Annotated in this window: 14 protein-coding genes; 10 read left to right on the top strand and 4 right to left on the bottom strand. The window is 57.7% G+C overall.

Going from position 1 to position 14,104, the window contains the following annotated elements; translation table 11 throughout:
- Positions 1–329: 329 nt before the first annotated feature.
- Both ACR0L4_RS14565 and ACR0L4_RS14560 read right to left on the bottom strand, forming a co-directional pair.
- Positions 330–746: a VOC family protein gene (locus tag ACR0L4_RS14565; protein WP_170752478.1), complete on the bottom strand. Its 417-nt coding sequence runs from the start codon at positions 744–746 to the stop codon at positions 330–332.
- A 101-nt stretch (positions 747–847) separates the two neighbouring features.
- Positions 848–1,774, bottom strand: coding sequence for a LysR family transcriptional regulator (locus ACR0L4_RS14560; RefSeq protein ID WP_480513733.1), 927 nt, complete (start codon positions 1,772–1,774; stop codon positions 848–850).
- A gap of 104 nt (positions 1,775–1,878) precedes the next feature.
- On the opposite strand from ACR0L4_RS14560, the gene ACR0L4_RS14555 reads away from it, so the two are divergent.
- Genes ACR0L4_RS14555 through ACR0L4_RS14515 form a run of 9 tightly spaced genes read left to right on the top strand, consistent with a single transcriptional unit; the run spans position 1,879 to position 11,189 of the window.
- Entirely contained in the window at positions 1,879–2,940 is a 1,062-nt protein-coding gene (locus ACR0L4_RS14555; RefSeq protein WP_480513731.1) for a maleylacetate reductase, read from the top strand.
- Between the two features lie 25 nt (positions 2,941–2,965).
- Entirely contained in the window at positions 2,966–4,240 is a 1,275-nt protein-coding gene (locus ACR0L4_RS14550) for an ABC transporter substrate-binding protein (protein ID WP_480513728.1), read from the top strand.
- Positions 4,241–4,290: 50 nt separating this feature from the next.
- Positions 4,291–5,010, top strand: a complete 720-nt coding sequence (locus tag ACR0L4_RS14545; RefSeq protein WP_170752486.1) for an ABC transporter ATP-binding protein — start codon at positions 4,291–4,293, stop codon at positions 5,008–5,010.
- The gene (locus ACR0L4_RS14540) at positions 5,010–5,720 is read left to right on the top strand and encodes an ABC transporter ATP-binding protein (RefSeq protein ID WP_480513726.1); all 711 of its coding nucleotides are present in this window, start codon (positions 5,010–5,012) and stop codon (positions 5,718–5,720) included. The genes ACR0L4_RS14545 and ACR0L4_RS14540 overlap by 1 nt, the downstream gene beginning before the upstream one ends.
- Positions 5,717–6,580, top strand: a complete 864-nt coding sequence (locus tag ACR0L4_RS14535; protein ID WP_480513724.1) for a branched-chain amino acid ABC transporter permease — start codon at positions 5,717–5,719, stop codon at positions 6,578–6,580. The genes ACR0L4_RS14540 and ACR0L4_RS14535 overlap by 4 nt, the downstream gene beginning before the upstream one ends.
- Positions 6,580–7,665, top strand: coding sequence for a branched-chain amino acid ABC transporter permease (locus tag ACR0L4_RS14530; RefSeq protein WP_480513722.1), 1,086 nt, complete (start codon positions 6,580–6,582; stop codon positions 7,663–7,665). The genes ACR0L4_RS14535 and ACR0L4_RS14530 overlap by 1 nt, the downstream gene beginning before the upstream one ends.
- Positions 7,666–7,678: 13 nt before the next feature.
- Positions 7,679–9,436, top strand: a complete 1,758-nt coding sequence (locus ACR0L4_RS14525) for an FAD-dependent oxidoreductase (RefSeq protein ID WP_480513720.1) — start codon at positions 7,679–7,681, stop codon at positions 9,434–9,436.
- 39 nt (positions 9,437–9,475) lie between these two features.
- Positions 9,476–10,360, top strand: coding sequence for a dioxygenase family protein (locus tag ACR0L4_RS14520; protein ID WP_480513718.1), 885 nt, complete (start codon positions 9,476–9,478; stop codon positions 10,358–10,360).
- A 1-nt stretch (position 10,361) separates the two neighbouring features.
- The gene (locus tag ACR0L4_RS14515; protein WP_480513716.1) at positions 10,362–11,189 is read left to right on the top strand and encodes a 3-oxoadipate:acetyl-CoA acetyltransferase; all 828 of its coding nucleotides are present in this window, start codon (positions 10,362–10,364) and stop codon (positions 11,187–11,189) included.
- A 50-nt stretch (positions 11,190–11,239) separates the two neighbouring features.
- Here ACR0L4_RS14515 and ACR0L4_RS14510 read toward each other — a convergent pair whose 3' ends face one another.
- Positions 11,240–12,520, bottom strand: coding sequence for a cytochrome-c peroxidase (locus ACR0L4_RS14510; RefSeq protein WP_480513714.1), 1,281 nt, complete (start codon positions 12,518–12,520; stop codon positions 11,240–11,242).
- A 3-nt stretch (positions 12,521–12,523) separates the two neighbouring features.
- Between ACR0L4_RS14510 and ACR0L4_RS14505 the strand changes: the two genes are divergently transcribed.
- Positions 12,524–12,994, top strand: a complete 471-nt coding sequence (locus ACR0L4_RS14505; RefSeq protein ID WP_480513712.1) for a tetratricopeptide repeat protein — start codon at positions 12,524–12,526, stop codon at positions 12,992–12,994.
- A gap of 31 nt (positions 12,995–13,025) precedes the next feature.
- On the opposite strand, the gene ACR0L4_RS14500 is transcribed toward ACR0L4_RS14505, so the two are convergent.
- A complete protein-coding gene (locus tag ACR0L4_RS14500; RefSeq protein WP_480513710.1) occupies positions 13,026–14,087 on the bottom strand; it encodes a TRAP transporter substrate-binding protein in 1,062 nt (353 codons plus the stop codon).
- Positions 14,088–14,104: the final 17 nt, after the last annotated feature.

The raw sequence follows: 14,104 nt of genomic DNA, 5'->3' as shown, positions 1-14,104 counted from the left end.
TGGTTGGACGGGTTTCTCAAATAGTTGTCTTCACGGGGGCGCTGTGTCTGGAAAATCGATTGTGTGGTCTCGGTGCTATACAGGTCGAGTTGACAAATCGGATTCACTCTAAGCGGTGGTCGGGTGCCCAGCTGCGCATTTGCTATAGAATCTCGCCTGGCACAAGACCTTGTCTAGGGTGCGGAACGGACGTGTTTTGAGGGTTTCAATCTCTATGTCTGTGCCCGAAAACGACGTAGCTCCACCAGTCTCCACCCGGATTTTAGGGGGATTTTATGGCTCGCGCGAACTGGTGCCCCAAGGTGGCCACCATTCCGGCTCAACCCCTATCAATCATCTCGCCCCGGCTCATTGGGATTGCTGGAGAACAATGCGATCTTGTTGCCTTGTGGGTCGCGAAGGTAGCCTACGAAGAAATTGGCCCCATACGACGCGCGAAAACCGGGCTGGCCTTCATCCGATCCCCCAGCGGCAAGCGCGGCGGCGTGAAGATCACGAACCTGTTGCTGATTGCGGGCCTGAAAGGCAACCATTGTTCCGTTCCCGGCAGATGCAGGACATCCGTCAAATGGCGCTTTAACGTAGAACTCAGGCAAACCCGGCAGGTGGTCAGGCGTTTCAGGCAACGCGTAACTCAGATCACCATGATAGATCTCTAGCCTGTAGCCCAAGTCTGGCAGAAACGCAGAATAAAAACGTTCTGCGCGTTGTATATCATCAACGCCAACGGTGATGTAGGCAATCATTCTGCAAATTCCTTTCCGAGTATCGGACCAATAGCAGTGAACTTAATTGCGTCTTGGCAACTCAAAACAAGTCGTCGGTTAATACGCGAGCACAGATTTCCTCATACGCTGCAAATCAATCGATCAAGCATTTCGAATTTCTGTTCGATGAACTCAAGCGCTCTGTTCGATGACGCTGACAATCTACGGTCACTTAGCGTAACGCATCCCAGATGACGGTCCGGGTCGCCGATTTTTATGGGGAGTGCTGTCAGTGTCTTTTGGCGCTGCATCATGAAAACCACCGAGAAAGGCAGAACGGTCAGTGAATCCGAGCCTGTCAAAACATTCACAACCGCGCTCAGCGAACCGCCGGTGAAACTGATCTTGAAATCGCGAACGCCGATGCCATCCAGCGTGTTTCGCAAATCGCGAAAGAGAGGGCTGTTTGCTGGTGGCGCAATCCAGGAATACTCGGCAATGTCTTCCAGTTTCACCTCTTTTTTGCGCGCCAACGGGTGCCCTGCCCGGCAGGCGATTACGTTTCGCCCCGGCAAGATTTGACGGAACTGATATTCTTCGGAGACATCCGCCGGGCGCATAGGAAGTATGGCCACATCCAGGGTTTCACCAGACAGCTTGGACAAAAGCTCGGTCGGGTACCCATAGGACTGGTCAATGCGAATATTGGGATGGTCTGCCTGAAACTCTGCGAGGACGCTTGAGATAACGCCATCCATGAAGATCGGTGTACCTGCGACCCGTATCGCACCGGCAAGACCCTGACGGTACTCATCCACCAGACGACTTGCATGACGACCGGCATTCAGAATTGTCTGACCTTCCTGAGCAAGGGCAAGACCAAGTTCAGTGGGTTGAAGAGGTCTTCGGATTGGCAGGAATAGCGGCTCGCCTACCCTGTCCTCCAACAAAGAGACAGTTCTGGATACGCTGGGCTGTGACTTCCCAAGCAGTGCCGCCCCTTCGGTCAATCCGCCTGCTTCAACGATGGCGGCGAGAATTTCCAGATGTCTTGGGTCAAGCTTCATAACCCAAAGTTATATTGTTCGTCGATAATTCGATCAAGAGCGCAGGCTTGGCCTGCTAGCGTTTTCCTTAGTCCGCAATTCCGCGCATGTGAGGAAATCGCCCGATGGCGTTCAGCACCAAAAGCATCAATGGCCAGAAAGTGCGGTTCGCCGCCGGTTTGCGGAACGATGTCTGCGCAGAATTGTCCGCGCTGGGTTCGAAGAAGGCGCTGGTCCTGTCGACGCCGCAGCAAGTTGATATGGCAATGGAGCTTGCGGCAACTATCGGGGATCGCGCTGCAGGTGTCTTTACCAGGGCAACGATGCACACACCGGTCGATGTGACCCAAGAAGCGGTTGAACACGCCTTGTCTGTGCATGCCGACAGCATTGTGTCCATCGGGGGCGGCTCAACCATTGGGTTGGGTAAGGCAATTGCGCTGCGCACCGGGCTACCACAGATCGCGATACCGACGACCTATGCTGGCAGCGAAGCCACTCCGATACTGGGTCAGACCGAGGACGGGGTCAAAACAACCCTGACGGACGCAAAAATTCTGCCGCGTATCATTCTCTATGATCCCGAACTCGTCTCCTCATTGCCACCCGCGATGACAGTGACCAGCGCATTGAACGCAATGGCCCATGCGGCCGAGGCGCTTTATGCAAAGGACCGCACGGAGCAGACGACCAAGCTGGCCATCGAAGGTTTGAAAGCTTTTGCTGAGGGTTTGCCAAATGTCACCGCCAACCCAAACGACCTGAAGGCCAGAGCAGAAACACAACACGGTGCCTGGGCATGTGGGACAGTCCTTGGTCTGGTCGGGATGGCACTGCACCACAAGCTTTGCCACACGTTGGGCGGCTCTTTCAATCTGCCGCACGCGGAAACCCACGCGATCGTTCTGCCCCATGCTATTGCCTACAATGCCACGGGGGTACCGGCCCTTCTGGCACCGGTTTCAGACATTCTCGGTGGTTCGGAACCCGGTCAGGCGCTTTGGGATTTTTCCAAAGAAATGGGTGCGCCATTGGCTTTGAAAGACCTTGGTCTTTCCGAAACCGATCTGGATCGCGCCACGGAAATCGCACTCAGGAAACCGTATTGGAATCCGCGGCCAGTCACTGCTGACGGTCTGCGGGCGCTTTTGCAAAACGCCTGGGCGGGCAACGCCCCGGGCGCTTGAATTCACCGTGTCAAAGGAGGGACACATGATCACACGACGCAAATTGCTGCAATCCAGCGCCGCAACCGGCCTCGGGCTGGCCGCTGGTGGCCTCGCTGCACCCGTTATCGCACAAGGGGCGAAGATCAAGCTGGGCTATGTCAGCCCGCAATCCGGCCCTCTGGCCGCGTTTTCCGAGGCGGACAAATTCATCCTAGAAAACTTTGCGGCCTCGGAGGCTGGCGCAATTTTCGAAGTTATCGTCAAGGACAGCCAGTCCAACCCGAACCGCGCCGCTGATGTTGCGGGGGAGTTGATCGTGGATGATGAGATTGACTTGATGCTGGTCGCCTCAACCCCCGAAACGACAAACCCGGTTGCGTCCACCTGTGAGGCCGAGGAAGTGCCCTGCATTTCGACCGTTGCCCCTTGGCAGCCCTGGTTTATCGGACAGCAGGGCAATCCCGGTGATCCCTCAAGCTGGGAGCCGTTTTACTACGCCTATCACTTCTTCTGGGGTCTTGAAGATGTGATCTCGGTCTTCACGGCGATGTGGAATCAATTGGACACAAATAAACAGGTCGGCGCGTTGTTCCCGAATGACGGTGATGGCAATGCGTGGGGCGATCCGAATGTGGGCTTTCCACCGGTTCTGTCGGAACAGGGCTATTCGCTGACAGATCCCGGACGGTATCAGAACCTGACCGACGATTTCTCGGCGCAGATCAACGCTTTCCGTCAAGCGAATGTAGAAATCGTGACCGGAGTTCCGATTCCGCCCGATTTCACCACGTTCTGGAGCCAGGCCAAGCAACAGGGATTCACCCCAAAAGCCGCAAGCATCGGCAAAGCCATCCTGTTCCCGCAGGCGGTCGAGGCTTTGGGCAACGCGGGGAACAACCTGAGTTCCGAGGTGTGGTGGTCGCCCACGCATCCGTTTTCATCCTCGTTGACTGGCGCAAGCTCTGCGGAATTGGCGCAGGGCTACATGGCCTCCAGCAACCGCCAATGGACTCAACCCATCGGCTTTGTGCACGCTTTGTTTGAAATGGCAGCCAACGTCATGGGTCGTGTCGATGACGCGGGTGATGGAGACGCCGTGGCCGAAGCGATCGCCGCGACACAGCTGGAGTCAATCGTTGGCCGCATCGCCTTTGACGGCGCTGGCCTGCCGCCCTTTGCCGCAAAGAATGTCGCAAAGACACCTTTGGTTGGTGGTCAGTGGAGGCTGCTCGACGATGGCAGCTATGACCTCGTGATCGTCGACAACTCTTCGGCACCCGAGATTCCAACGGCGGGTGTGATGGAAGAAATCTCCTGATCGCAACGAAACCCAACGCCCCGGATCACATCCGGGGCAGGAACATCAGCATGACAATTCTATCACTCAAAAACGTCTCAAAAAGCTTCGGCGCGCTGACCGTCACCGACGATGTCAGCTTTGACGTCGTGCAGGGACAAGCCCTTGGGATCATCGGCCCGAATGGGGCCGGGAAATCGACGCTGTTCAACCTGATCACGGGTAACCTGACGTCTGACGCGGGCTCGATCCATTTCGATGGAACAGATGTGACCCGTGTTCCACCGATGCAGCGGTGTTTGTCCGGGATCGGGCGCTCGTTCCAGATTCCTCAGCCATTTGACCATCTGACGGTGTTCGAAAACCTGCTTGTGGCGGCAACACATGGGCAGGGCAAGTCCGAAGGGGAAGTAGAACAGGACTGCGCTCGAATTCTCGAGCAGACGGAAATGGTGGATGTGGCCAATGATACAGCCGGTGGCCTCCGACTTCTGCAACGCAAGCGTCTGGAACTGGCGCGGGCTATGGCGACCAGTCCAAAGCTTTTGTTGCTGGATGAAATCGCCGGGGGGCTTACCGACGCCGAATGCACGGCCTTGATCAAAACGATCAAGGGTCTGAACGCCGGCGGGGTGACGATCATCTGGATCGAACATGTCCTCCATGCACTTACCTCGGTCGTCGAACGGCTGCTGGTTCTGGATTTCGGAAAGGTGATCGGCCTTGGCGATCCTGATGAGATCATGAACAGCCGGGAAGTCAAAGAGATCTATCTGGGGATTGAAGTCTGATGAGCTTACTAGAGACCCAAGCACTTACAGCCCACTACGGCGATTTTCAGGCTCTGTTCGGTGTCGATATTCATCTCGCCGAGGGCGAAACCGTCGCCATTATTGGCGCGAACGGGGCGGGAAAATCGACCCTGATGCGATCCATATCGGGCGTGCTGGCGAACGGAGCAGATCAAGTGCGCTTTGACGGTCAGCCGATTGGCAACCTGAAAGCAGATGAGATCATGGCGCGCGGTGTGGCAATGGTGCCAGAAGGGCGCAAGCTGTTCCCCTCGCTCAGTGTTGAAGAAAACCTGATGATCGGAACGTTTGGCCGGAAAGTTCAGGGGTATTGGTCGTTGCAGACGATCTATGACCTGTTCCCAATTCTGGAAGAACGCCGAAAACATCCGGGCACCGCCCTTTCAGGCGGTCAACAGCAGATGGTGGCCATTGGCCGGGCGCTGATGAGCAACCCGCGCGTTCTATTGTGTGACGAAATCAGCCTCGGCCTGGCCCCGGTGATCATCAAGGACATCTACGCCGCCGTGCCGCGCATTCAGGAAGCCGGGGCAAGCCTGATCGTGGTGGAACAAGACATCGGGCAAGCCTTGAAGGTCTCGGATCGCGTCTACTGCATGATGGAAGGCCGCGTGACGCTGGAGGGCGCCGCGGACGCGCTCAGCCGCGAGGCCATTCATGACGCCTATTTCGGAGGAGTGGCCGCATGATCTGGATTGATACCATTATTCAGGGCGTGCTGCTGGGTGGGCTGTATGCGCTTTTCGCAGCGGGGCTGAGCCTCGTGTTCGGGATCATGCGGTTGGTCAATCTGGCCCATGGCGACCTGATCGTCTTCGCCGCCTATCTGATCCTTTTGCTGGTCTCGCTACTCGGGTTGTCCCCATTCCTGGCGGCGCTCATTGCCGCGCCGATCATGTTCGGGGTCGGATGGGTTCTGCAGCGGCATGTTCTGAACCGGGTGCTTGGGCCTGACATCCTGCCGCCATTGCTGGTGACATTCGGCCTGTCGGTCGTTTTACAGAACGCGCTGCTTGAGGGATTTTCAGCGGATAGCCAACGTCTGCCAGCGGGCGAGATCGCCACAGCGTCGGTTCAGATGGGCGGTTTGAATCTCGGCGTCTTACCTTTGCTGACATTTGCTTCGGCGATCCTTGTCATCGTTGGTCTGAACCAGCTTTTTTACCGCACGGAATTGGGCCGGGCGTTCCGCGCAACCTCGGACGACGCGGTGACCGCCGGCCTGATGGGCATCCGCCCCGAACGCATCTTCGCCACCGCGACCGCAATCGCGATGCTGGTCGTGACGCTTGCCGCGCTTTATCTGGGTATGCGCGCCAACTTTGATCCCAATGTCGGCCCTGCACGTCTGATCTATGCCTTCGAGGCGGTGATTATCGGAGGGTTGGGCAGCCTTTGGGGCACGCTGGTTGGGGGCATCATCATCGGTGTCGCGCAGACGGTTGGTGCTGCAATCAATCCCGAATGGCAAATCCTCGCCGGTCACCTGGCGTTTCTCATCGTGCTTCTGATCAAGCCCAGAGGCCTGTTTCCAAGGGCGGTGGACTGATGGCTGATACCACGATGTACCGCATCCTGACACAGACACGCGCGTCCTATAGCGCCGGAGCCGTCTGCGTCGCTCTGATCGTTCTGTTCATCCTGCTGCCCAGCTTTGCCAGCCGGGGTTTGATCCAGGACCTGTTTTTCATCTTTACCATGTTGGTGCTGGCACAGTTGTGGAACCTGCTGGCGGGATATGGCGGGCTTGTGTCCGTTGGCCAGCAAGCCTTTGTGGGCATGGGCGCTTACGCCATGTTCGGCGGTGTCATCCTGTGGGGCATGGATCCGGTCTCTGCAATCCTGCTGGGCGGCGTCGCAGCCTTGCTTGTCGCCATCCCGACAGCTTTTTTCGCCTTCCGCCTGCAAGGGGCCTATTTCGCCATCGGAACTTGGGTGATTGCCGAAGTCATGCGTCTGTTGGTGGCCCAGTGGAAGGTTCTGGGGGGCGGCACTGGAACGTCCCTGCCCCGCGCCGCGACGCGCGAGATGTGGGCGACGGACTGGATACAGACAACCTTTGACGTACGGGGTGCCGCTGCGCGGGATATCCTGACCTATTGGTTGGCCCTGGCGCTGGTGATTGCAACGATCGCAGGCATCTATTGGCTGCTCAGAACCAAACGTGGGCTGGCACTGGCAGCCGTTCGGGACAATGTCGAAGCGGCAAAGTCTGTCGGCGTCGATGCAGTACGGATGAAGTGGTTCGTCTACCTTGTCTCAGCCGCCGGAACAGGGCTGACCGGCGCGCTGATCTATGTTCAGAAGCTGCGGATTTCACCGGATGCCGCTTTCTCAGTCACCGACTGGACGGCCTATGTGATCTTCATTGTTGTGATCGGCGGCATCGGAACCATCGAAGGCCCGATCCTGGGCGTGCTGGTCTTCTTCCTGCTGCAAAGCCTGCTGGCCGATTTTGGCTCTTGGTACCTGATGGTTCTGGGTTTGATCGGTGTTGCGGTCATGCTCTTCGCCCCGCGCGGCCTGTGGGGGCTGATCTCGGAAAAAACCGGGCTGCAAATTTTCCCTGTACGCCGTCGCCTTGTCCTGATGGCTCCAGAAGACGGCCCCAACATATCTCAAACTGACAAATAGAGGGAGGCGCATCATGGCCACCATCACAACGGATGTACTGATCATCGGCACGGGCCCGGCGGGTTCTGCGACGGCAGCATTGCTGTCCAGCTATGGCATCGAAAATATGGTCATCAATCGCTATCGTTGGTTGGCCAATACACCACGCGCGCATATCACCAACCAGCGTACAATGGAGGTGCTGCGCGACCTCGGCCATGAGGTCGAAGCCGAGGCCTATATGCACGCCGCGCATCAGGATTTGATGGGCGAAAACGTGTTCTGCGAAAGTCTGGCGGGAGAAGAAATCGGGCGCATGAAAAGCTGGGGCAATCACCCGCTGTCAAAAGCCGAACATCTGCTGTCTAGCCCGACGATGATGAATGATCTGCCGCAAACCTTCATGGAACCCATCCTGTTCGGCACTGCTTGCCGACGTGGCACACAGCCGCGCATGAGCACCGAATACCTGCGCCATGAGCAGGATGCAGACGGCGTAACGACGACATGCCTTGATCGTTTGTCGGGCGAAGAAATCACGATCCGGTCTAAGTATCTGGTCGGCGCCGATGGTGGGAATTCGCTGGTCGCCGAACATGCCGGCCTGCCGTTCGAAGGCCAGATGGGCGTGGGCGGGTCGATGAATATCCTGTTCCGTGCGGATCTCAGCAAATATGTGGCGCATCGCCCGTCGGTCCTCTACTGGGTGATGCAACCTGGCGCAAATGTCGGGGGCATCGGAATGGGTTTGGTCCGCATGGTCCGCCCATGGAACGAATGGCTCATCGTGTGGGGATATGACATCAACCAGCCTGCCCCCGAAGTGGATGACGCCATGGCCACGCAGGTCGCGCGTCAGCTTGTCGGCGATCCAAAGCTTGAGATCGAATTGATCAGCGCCAACACCTGGACGGTCAACAACATGTACGCGACCCATATGCAGAAAGACCGCGTGTTCATCATGGGTGACGCTGCGCACCGGCACCCGCCTTCCAACGGGTTGGGGTCGAATACATCGATCCAGGACAGCTTTAATCTGGCGTGGAAACTGGCAGCGGTTCTGAAGGGACATGCGGGGGAAAGATTGCTGGACAGCTACAGCGAAGAACGTACACCGGTCGCAAAACAGATTGTCACACGCGCCAACCAGTCCATCGGCGAATTCGGACCCATTTTTGAGGCGCTTGGCATGGCCGAAGGCGTCGACCCACAAGTCATGCAAAGCAATCTTGAGGCCCGTACGGGTTCAACGCCCGAAGCAGGGGCGCAGCGAAAGGCAATCCGTGAGGCGATTGCCTTCAAGAAGTATGAGTTCGATGCCCATGGCGTCGAAATGAACCAGCGGTACACGTCCTGTGCGATTGAAACGGACGGACAACCCAACCCCGGTTTCGATCGCGACGCTGAATTGCACTACCAGCCGACAACTTGGCCGGGCGCTCGCATTCCGCATGTTTGGGTGTTTGACCACGAGACGGGCGACAAGCATTCAACGCTGGATCTGTGTGGGCGCGGGGAATTCACTTTGCTCACGGGTATCGGTGGCGAAGATTGGGTGACAGCAGCCGCAACCGTGTCTCAGGAACTGGGACTGCCTATCCGCTGTCACGTTATTGGCCCTCGCCAGACCTATGTCGACCACACTGGCGACTGGGCCCGCGCGTCCGAGGTTGCGGATACAGGTTGTCTGCTGGTCCGCCCTGATCAACACGTCGCATGGCGCGCGACCGACATGGCCGCAGATGCCGAAGGCGAGTTGCGCCGGGCACTGACCAAAATCCTTTCGCGTTGAGCGGTAACGGATCAGACTTAGACAGGCTAGGAGGTCACAATGGACTCGCATGAGATGGGATACTTCACCGAAGAAAACTCGGCCGAGGTTGTCGCTGCACGCAATAAAAATGCACAAAGCGAACGGCTGAAACACGTGATGGAGGTCATCACCCGCAAGCTCCACGAAGCGGTGAAAGAGATTGAGCCAACGCAGGAGGAATGGTTCGAGACGATCATGTTCCTGACCAAGGTGGGCCATATGTGCGACGACTGGCGGCAAGAGTACATTCTTCTGTCCGATGTTCTGGGCGTGTCGATGCTGGTGGATGCGGTGAACTCTCGTCGCCCAACCGGAGCCTCCGAGAACACTGTGCTAGGGCCGTTCCATGTGGGCGGCGCACCGGAATACGAGATGGGGCACAACATCTGTCTGGACCAGAAAGGTGAGGATATGGTCGTGCGGGGCCGAGTCACCGACGTGGATGGGAACCCGCTGGAAGGCGTCAAGATCGATGTCTGGCAGGCCAATGACGACGGGTTTTACGACGTGCAGCAAAAAGGCATCCAACCTGATTTCAACCTGCGCGGTGTATTCACCACTGGGGCTGACGGGATGTACTGGTTCCGGGCCGTACGACCCAAGAACTATTCAATTCCCGATGATGGTCCAGTGGCTGATCTGCTGCATCGCCTTGGCCGGCACACGTACCGGCCGGCGCATCTCCACTATATCGTTTCAAAAGAAGGGTTTGATGACCTGACCACCCATATCTTTGATCCCGATGACGAATACATCAACTCGGACGCGGTGTTTGGTGTCAAAGAAAGTTTGATCGCCGCGTTCAACCGCGTCGATGACCCGGCGCGGTCTGAAGACGTCGGCTTTGACGGTCCCTATTGGGATGTCGAATTCGATTTTGTTCTGGCACCGAAAGAGGCGTAGAATGGCAGATCCTTGCATCATATGCGTGGCGATCACCGGGTCTGTGCCGACCAAGGCCAACAATCCGGCCGTGCCTGTAACGGTCGAGGAGCAAGTGGAAAGCACGCATGCCGCGTTTGAGGCAGGCGCCACAATCTGCCACGCACACGTGCGCAACGATGACGAGACACCATCGAGCGATCCGGAAAAATTTGCACGGTTGAAAGAGGGGTTAGTTAAACACTGCCCCGGCATGATCATACAGTTTTCGACCGGCGGTCGATCAGGTGCTGGCAAGACGCGAGGTGGCATGTTGCCACTGCGACCGGACATGGCCTCTTTGTCGGTGGGCTCGAACAATTTCCCGACGCGCGTCTACGAAAACCCGCCTGACCTGATCGATTGGTTGGCGGCCGAGATGGCGGCCTATGGCGTCAAGCCCGAGATCGAAGCCTTCGATCTCAGTCATATTCTGAAGGCGGCTGAGATGCACAAACAAGGACAAATCAAGGACACGCCTTATGTGCAGTTTGTCATGGGCGTCAAAAACGCGATGCCCGCCAACAAAGATGTCTTTGATTTTTATGTAAAAACGGTCAACAAATTGTTCCCCGGCGCGCCGTGGTGCGCTGCGGGGATTGGTGCACAGCAAGAGGTTCTGAACCATTGGGCGATTTCCGCAGGCGGTCACGCGCGCACTGGTCTGGAAGATAACGTGCGGCTGGACCGGACCACGCTGGCACCGTCAAACGCAGCGCTTGTCCAGCGGACCGTTGAAATATGTGCCCAGTACGAACGCCCGGTCGCAACAGCCGAGCAGGCGCGTAAATTGCTGGGGTTGCAGGCCTGACAAACCGGTGAAGATTCACTGACAACATTGACGCACTAGCCGTTGGATAGTTAGGGAACAAATCCTTCGGGCACACCGAACACCGGCGAGTTCACTCCGGACCCTGTCAACGCTTGCAGAAAGTCCACGAGGTTTTGGATCTCTGAATCCGTGAGTGTGATCGGATGTATGTCAATCTTTTTGCGTTGAAGTTCCATTTCAAGATGATCGCTCCAAATCAGGAAATCCGTTTTTTGTAACCATGGAACGTCTGGCAGCCCCGCCATTTGAGGCGTCCAGGTCCTGAGGCTTGCCCGGGGGTTCAGGTGATGGCGAACGATGCCTTCAAGATCGGGGAACGCACCGTTATGACCATACGGCGCGGTCAGAGCAACATTGCGCAGCATCGGGGTGCGGAACCTGTAGGCGTCTTCGAGGCGGTTGCTTTCCCCCATACGACCGACGTCGCGCGCAAGCGGGTCCCATTGGCGCGTTCGCCCCGGCCCAAAGGGCGGCAAAGCCAACGCGTGGAACCGCTGGTCCGACATCAACGGGCCTTGATGGCAGGTAAAACACTGCGCCTTTCCATAGAACAGCGCCATCCCATCTTTCTGAGTATGCGACAGCGCATCCGTGTCCCCAGCCAGATACTGATCAAAAAGGCTGTCCGTGCTGCGCCATTCGACAGCCATGAACGCAGCCAAAGCGTTCGCAACATGTGTGATCGAAATATCCTCGGTTGTTTCGATCTCATCAAAGGCTGCGACGATTGCGGGGCCATATCGTGGATCGGTCCGCACGCGTTTGGCAAGGATCGGCCAGCCTTTGTCGATCCGATCATGCACGGCGCCAGTGACCTGATTTTCGGCCACGTTGCCCGCCATTTCGAACTGTGAGGTCAGCGGAAACAGCGCTTGCGCGGCCAGCAACGAGTTCAACCCGTCCGGCAACCACTCCTGAGCTGGTGAATTGAACCCGTTGCCGTAGATATCCGAGATGCTCAGACGACCATCGTGAAAGACGGTGTGGATCTCTTTTGCCCCAAGGTTCCAGAGCCCCGGCGAATTGCGCGGAATGCGTTTGCGTATTTTGTCCGCTCCGATGCCGGGCGTACGATCCGGACCCAGCCCTTGCCCGCCCTCGCCGATCCCCAGCGACAGCCCATCTGACGTACCGAAATCCGGGTGGTGGCAATGGGCGCATGCGATGTTCTGGTTGCCCGACAGGATCGGATCGTAAAACAGTTGATGACCGATGGCGGCCTGTTCCATATCAAAAGGAATGAAGTCATCATCGGTCAGCGGACGCGGCAAGTCTTGCGCTGCCGCCGCTCCGGCGAAAAGGAAAGCCAACCCATGCGTCAGTTTGTATTTGCCCTGTGTATGCTTGCCACCCCGGCGCTGGCCGAACTGGAACAGGCGCGCGATCTGATGGAGGCAGGGGCATTCGAGGCAGCGCGGCAGGAACTGCTGCCCGCTGCGCGGTCGGGCAATGCCGAGGCCGAGGAATTGATCGGCGTGATGTACGGGTTGGGGCTTGGGGTCGAACAGGACTATGAGCGGGCATTCGAATGGTACCTGCGTGCCTCGATGAAGGGGCATCCGGGGGCGCAGTCGGGTGTAGGATGGTATTACGAACTGGGGTTGGGAATGCCCGCGCCTGATCTGGTGCGGGCTTACATGTGGTACACGCTCAGCGCCATTGGCGGCGATCCCGACGCGGCGATCAGCCTTGAAGAAGTGGTCAAGAAAATGTCGCCGGAGCAGATCGAAAAAGCGCATGTCCTGGTCAACGACTACAAAGGGTGGCTGTACCCGTTTCGGTAAGGGCCGGGCTGAACGCCCGACCCAAGTTGGCTTAGTTCAGGTCCGCATCGCGCGAGGCGTTGACGTCTGCCTCGGCCGCTGCAACCGCTTCGGTCAGCGCAACGAAGATTTCATCTCCGCGGGCGACGTTGGATTGGAACCAGTCATAGACAGGTGTTGCGGCCTCTTTGAACGCGGCTTTCTGGTCGGGCGTGAGGACGTAGAGATCACCACCACCGGCAACAAAATCTTCATAGGCCTGGATCGACTTGCGCTTGGGCGACGCAAATGTGGCCTGCTGCAGCGCATAGAACCCGTCCACCACCACGCGGCGCATATCTTCGGGCATCTCCTGGAATTTGGCGTTGTTCATCCACCACAACGCGCCCATGTAGGCGTGACCGTCCAGCGTGACATATTGCAGGCCTGCATCCGGGAACTTCATGCCCATGATGTCGGTGATGCCGTTCTTTGACCCCTCAACCACGCCGGTCTGAAAGCTGGTGAACAGTTCCGGCCATGGGATCGGTGTCGGCGACGCGCCCAGCGCTTTGACCAGTTCCTGCGGCAGGTCGGCGACCACGGTGCGGATTTTCAGCCCGTCCATATCGGCAGGTTCGGCAATCCGGCGCTGGGTATTCGCAAAGTTGCGCCAGCCTCCGGTGTTGCCGATGGTCATCAGACGGATCGCGCCACCGGAATCCTCCAGCGCCATGTCGCGCATGGTGCGGGTGAAGTCACCGGAAAGAACATGCTCGGCAATCCGGTCATCGGCCATCAGATAGGGCAGGTCCAGAACCTGCACGTAAGGAAAGATGCCCGAGGCCCCGCCCGAGGTGGAAATGTAGATATCAATGGTGCCGTCGGCCACGCCTTGCAGGCATTCGGCCCCGTTTGAACACAGCTGGGTACCGATGAACAGCTCGACCTCGATCGCGCCGTTCGATGCTGCTTCCACGTAGTTTTTGAAGACGACGAGGCCATCATAGTCTTCGTCGTTTTCGTTCGAGTTTGCGGTTGCGCGTAGTGTGAAATCGGCGGCTGCGGCGGCCATGGCGGACGCGGCCACAAGCGAAGTGGCCACCGCTGCGGTTTTGATGAAGTCTCTGAGCATGCGTTTCCTCCCTGTGG

The sequence above is a fragment of the Ruegeria sp. AB5 genome (assembly GCF_056542645.1).
Note: the sequence above shows the minus strand (reverse complement) of the source record. Positions and strands in the feature narration are given on the sequence as shown.

What these genes read in the sequence shown, in the direction of transcription:
- ACR0L4_RS14565 (WP_170752478.1), bottom strand. Translation starts at nt 746, where the DNA reads ATGATTGCCTACATCACCGTTGGCGTTGATGATATACAACGCGCAGAA.
- ACR0L4_RS14560 (WP_480513733.1), bottom strand. Translation starts at nt 1,774, where the DNA reads ATGAAGCTTGACCCAAGACATCTGGAAATTCTCGCCGCCATCGTTGAA.
- ACR0L4_RS14555 (WP_480513731.1), top strand. Translation starts at nt 1,879, where the DNA reads ATGGCGTTCAGCACCAAAAGCATCAATGGCCAGAAAGTGCGGTTCGCC.
- ACR0L4_RS14550 (WP_480513728.1), top strand. Translation starts at nt 2,966, where the DNA reads ATGATCACACGACGCAAATTGCTGCAATCCAGCGCCGCAACCGGCCTC.
- ACR0L4_RS14545 (WP_170752486.1), top strand. Translation starts at nt 4,291, where the DNA reads ATGACAATTCTATCACTCAAAAACGTCTCAAAAAGCTTCGGCGCGCTG.
- ACR0L4_RS14540 (WP_480513726.1), top strand. Translation starts at nt 5,010, where the DNA reads ATGAGCTTACTAGAGACCCAAGCACTTACAGCCCACTACGGCGATTTT.
- ACR0L4_RS14535 (WP_480513724.1), top strand. Translation starts at nt 5,717, where the DNA reads ATGATCTGGATTGATACCATTATTCAGGGCGTGCTGCTGGGTGGGCTG.
- ACR0L4_RS14530 (WP_480513722.1), top strand. Translation starts at nt 6,580, where the DNA reads ATGGCTGATACCACGATGTACCGCATCCTGACACAGACACGCGCGTCC.
- ACR0L4_RS14525 (WP_480513720.1), top strand. Translation starts at nt 7,679, where the DNA reads ATGGCCACCATCACAACGGATGTACTGATCATCGGCACGGGCCCGGCG.
- ACR0L4_RS14520 (WP_480513718.1), top strand. Translation starts at nt 9,476, where the DNA reads ATGGACTCGCATGAGATGGGATACTTCACCGAAGAAAACTCGGCCGAG.
- ACR0L4_RS14515 (WP_480513716.1), top strand. Translation starts at nt 10,362, where the DNA reads ATGGCAGATCCTTGCATCATATGCGTGGCGATCACCGGGTCTGTGCCG.
- ACR0L4_RS14505 (WP_480513712.1), top strand. Translation starts at nt 12,524, where the DNA reads ATGCGTCAGTTTGTATTTGCCCTGTGTATGCTTGCCACCCCGGCGCTG.
- ACR0L4_RS14500 (WP_480513710.1), bottom strand. Translation starts at nt 14,087, where the DNA reads ATGCTCAGAGACTTCATCAAAACCGCAGCGGTGGCCACTTCGCTTGTG.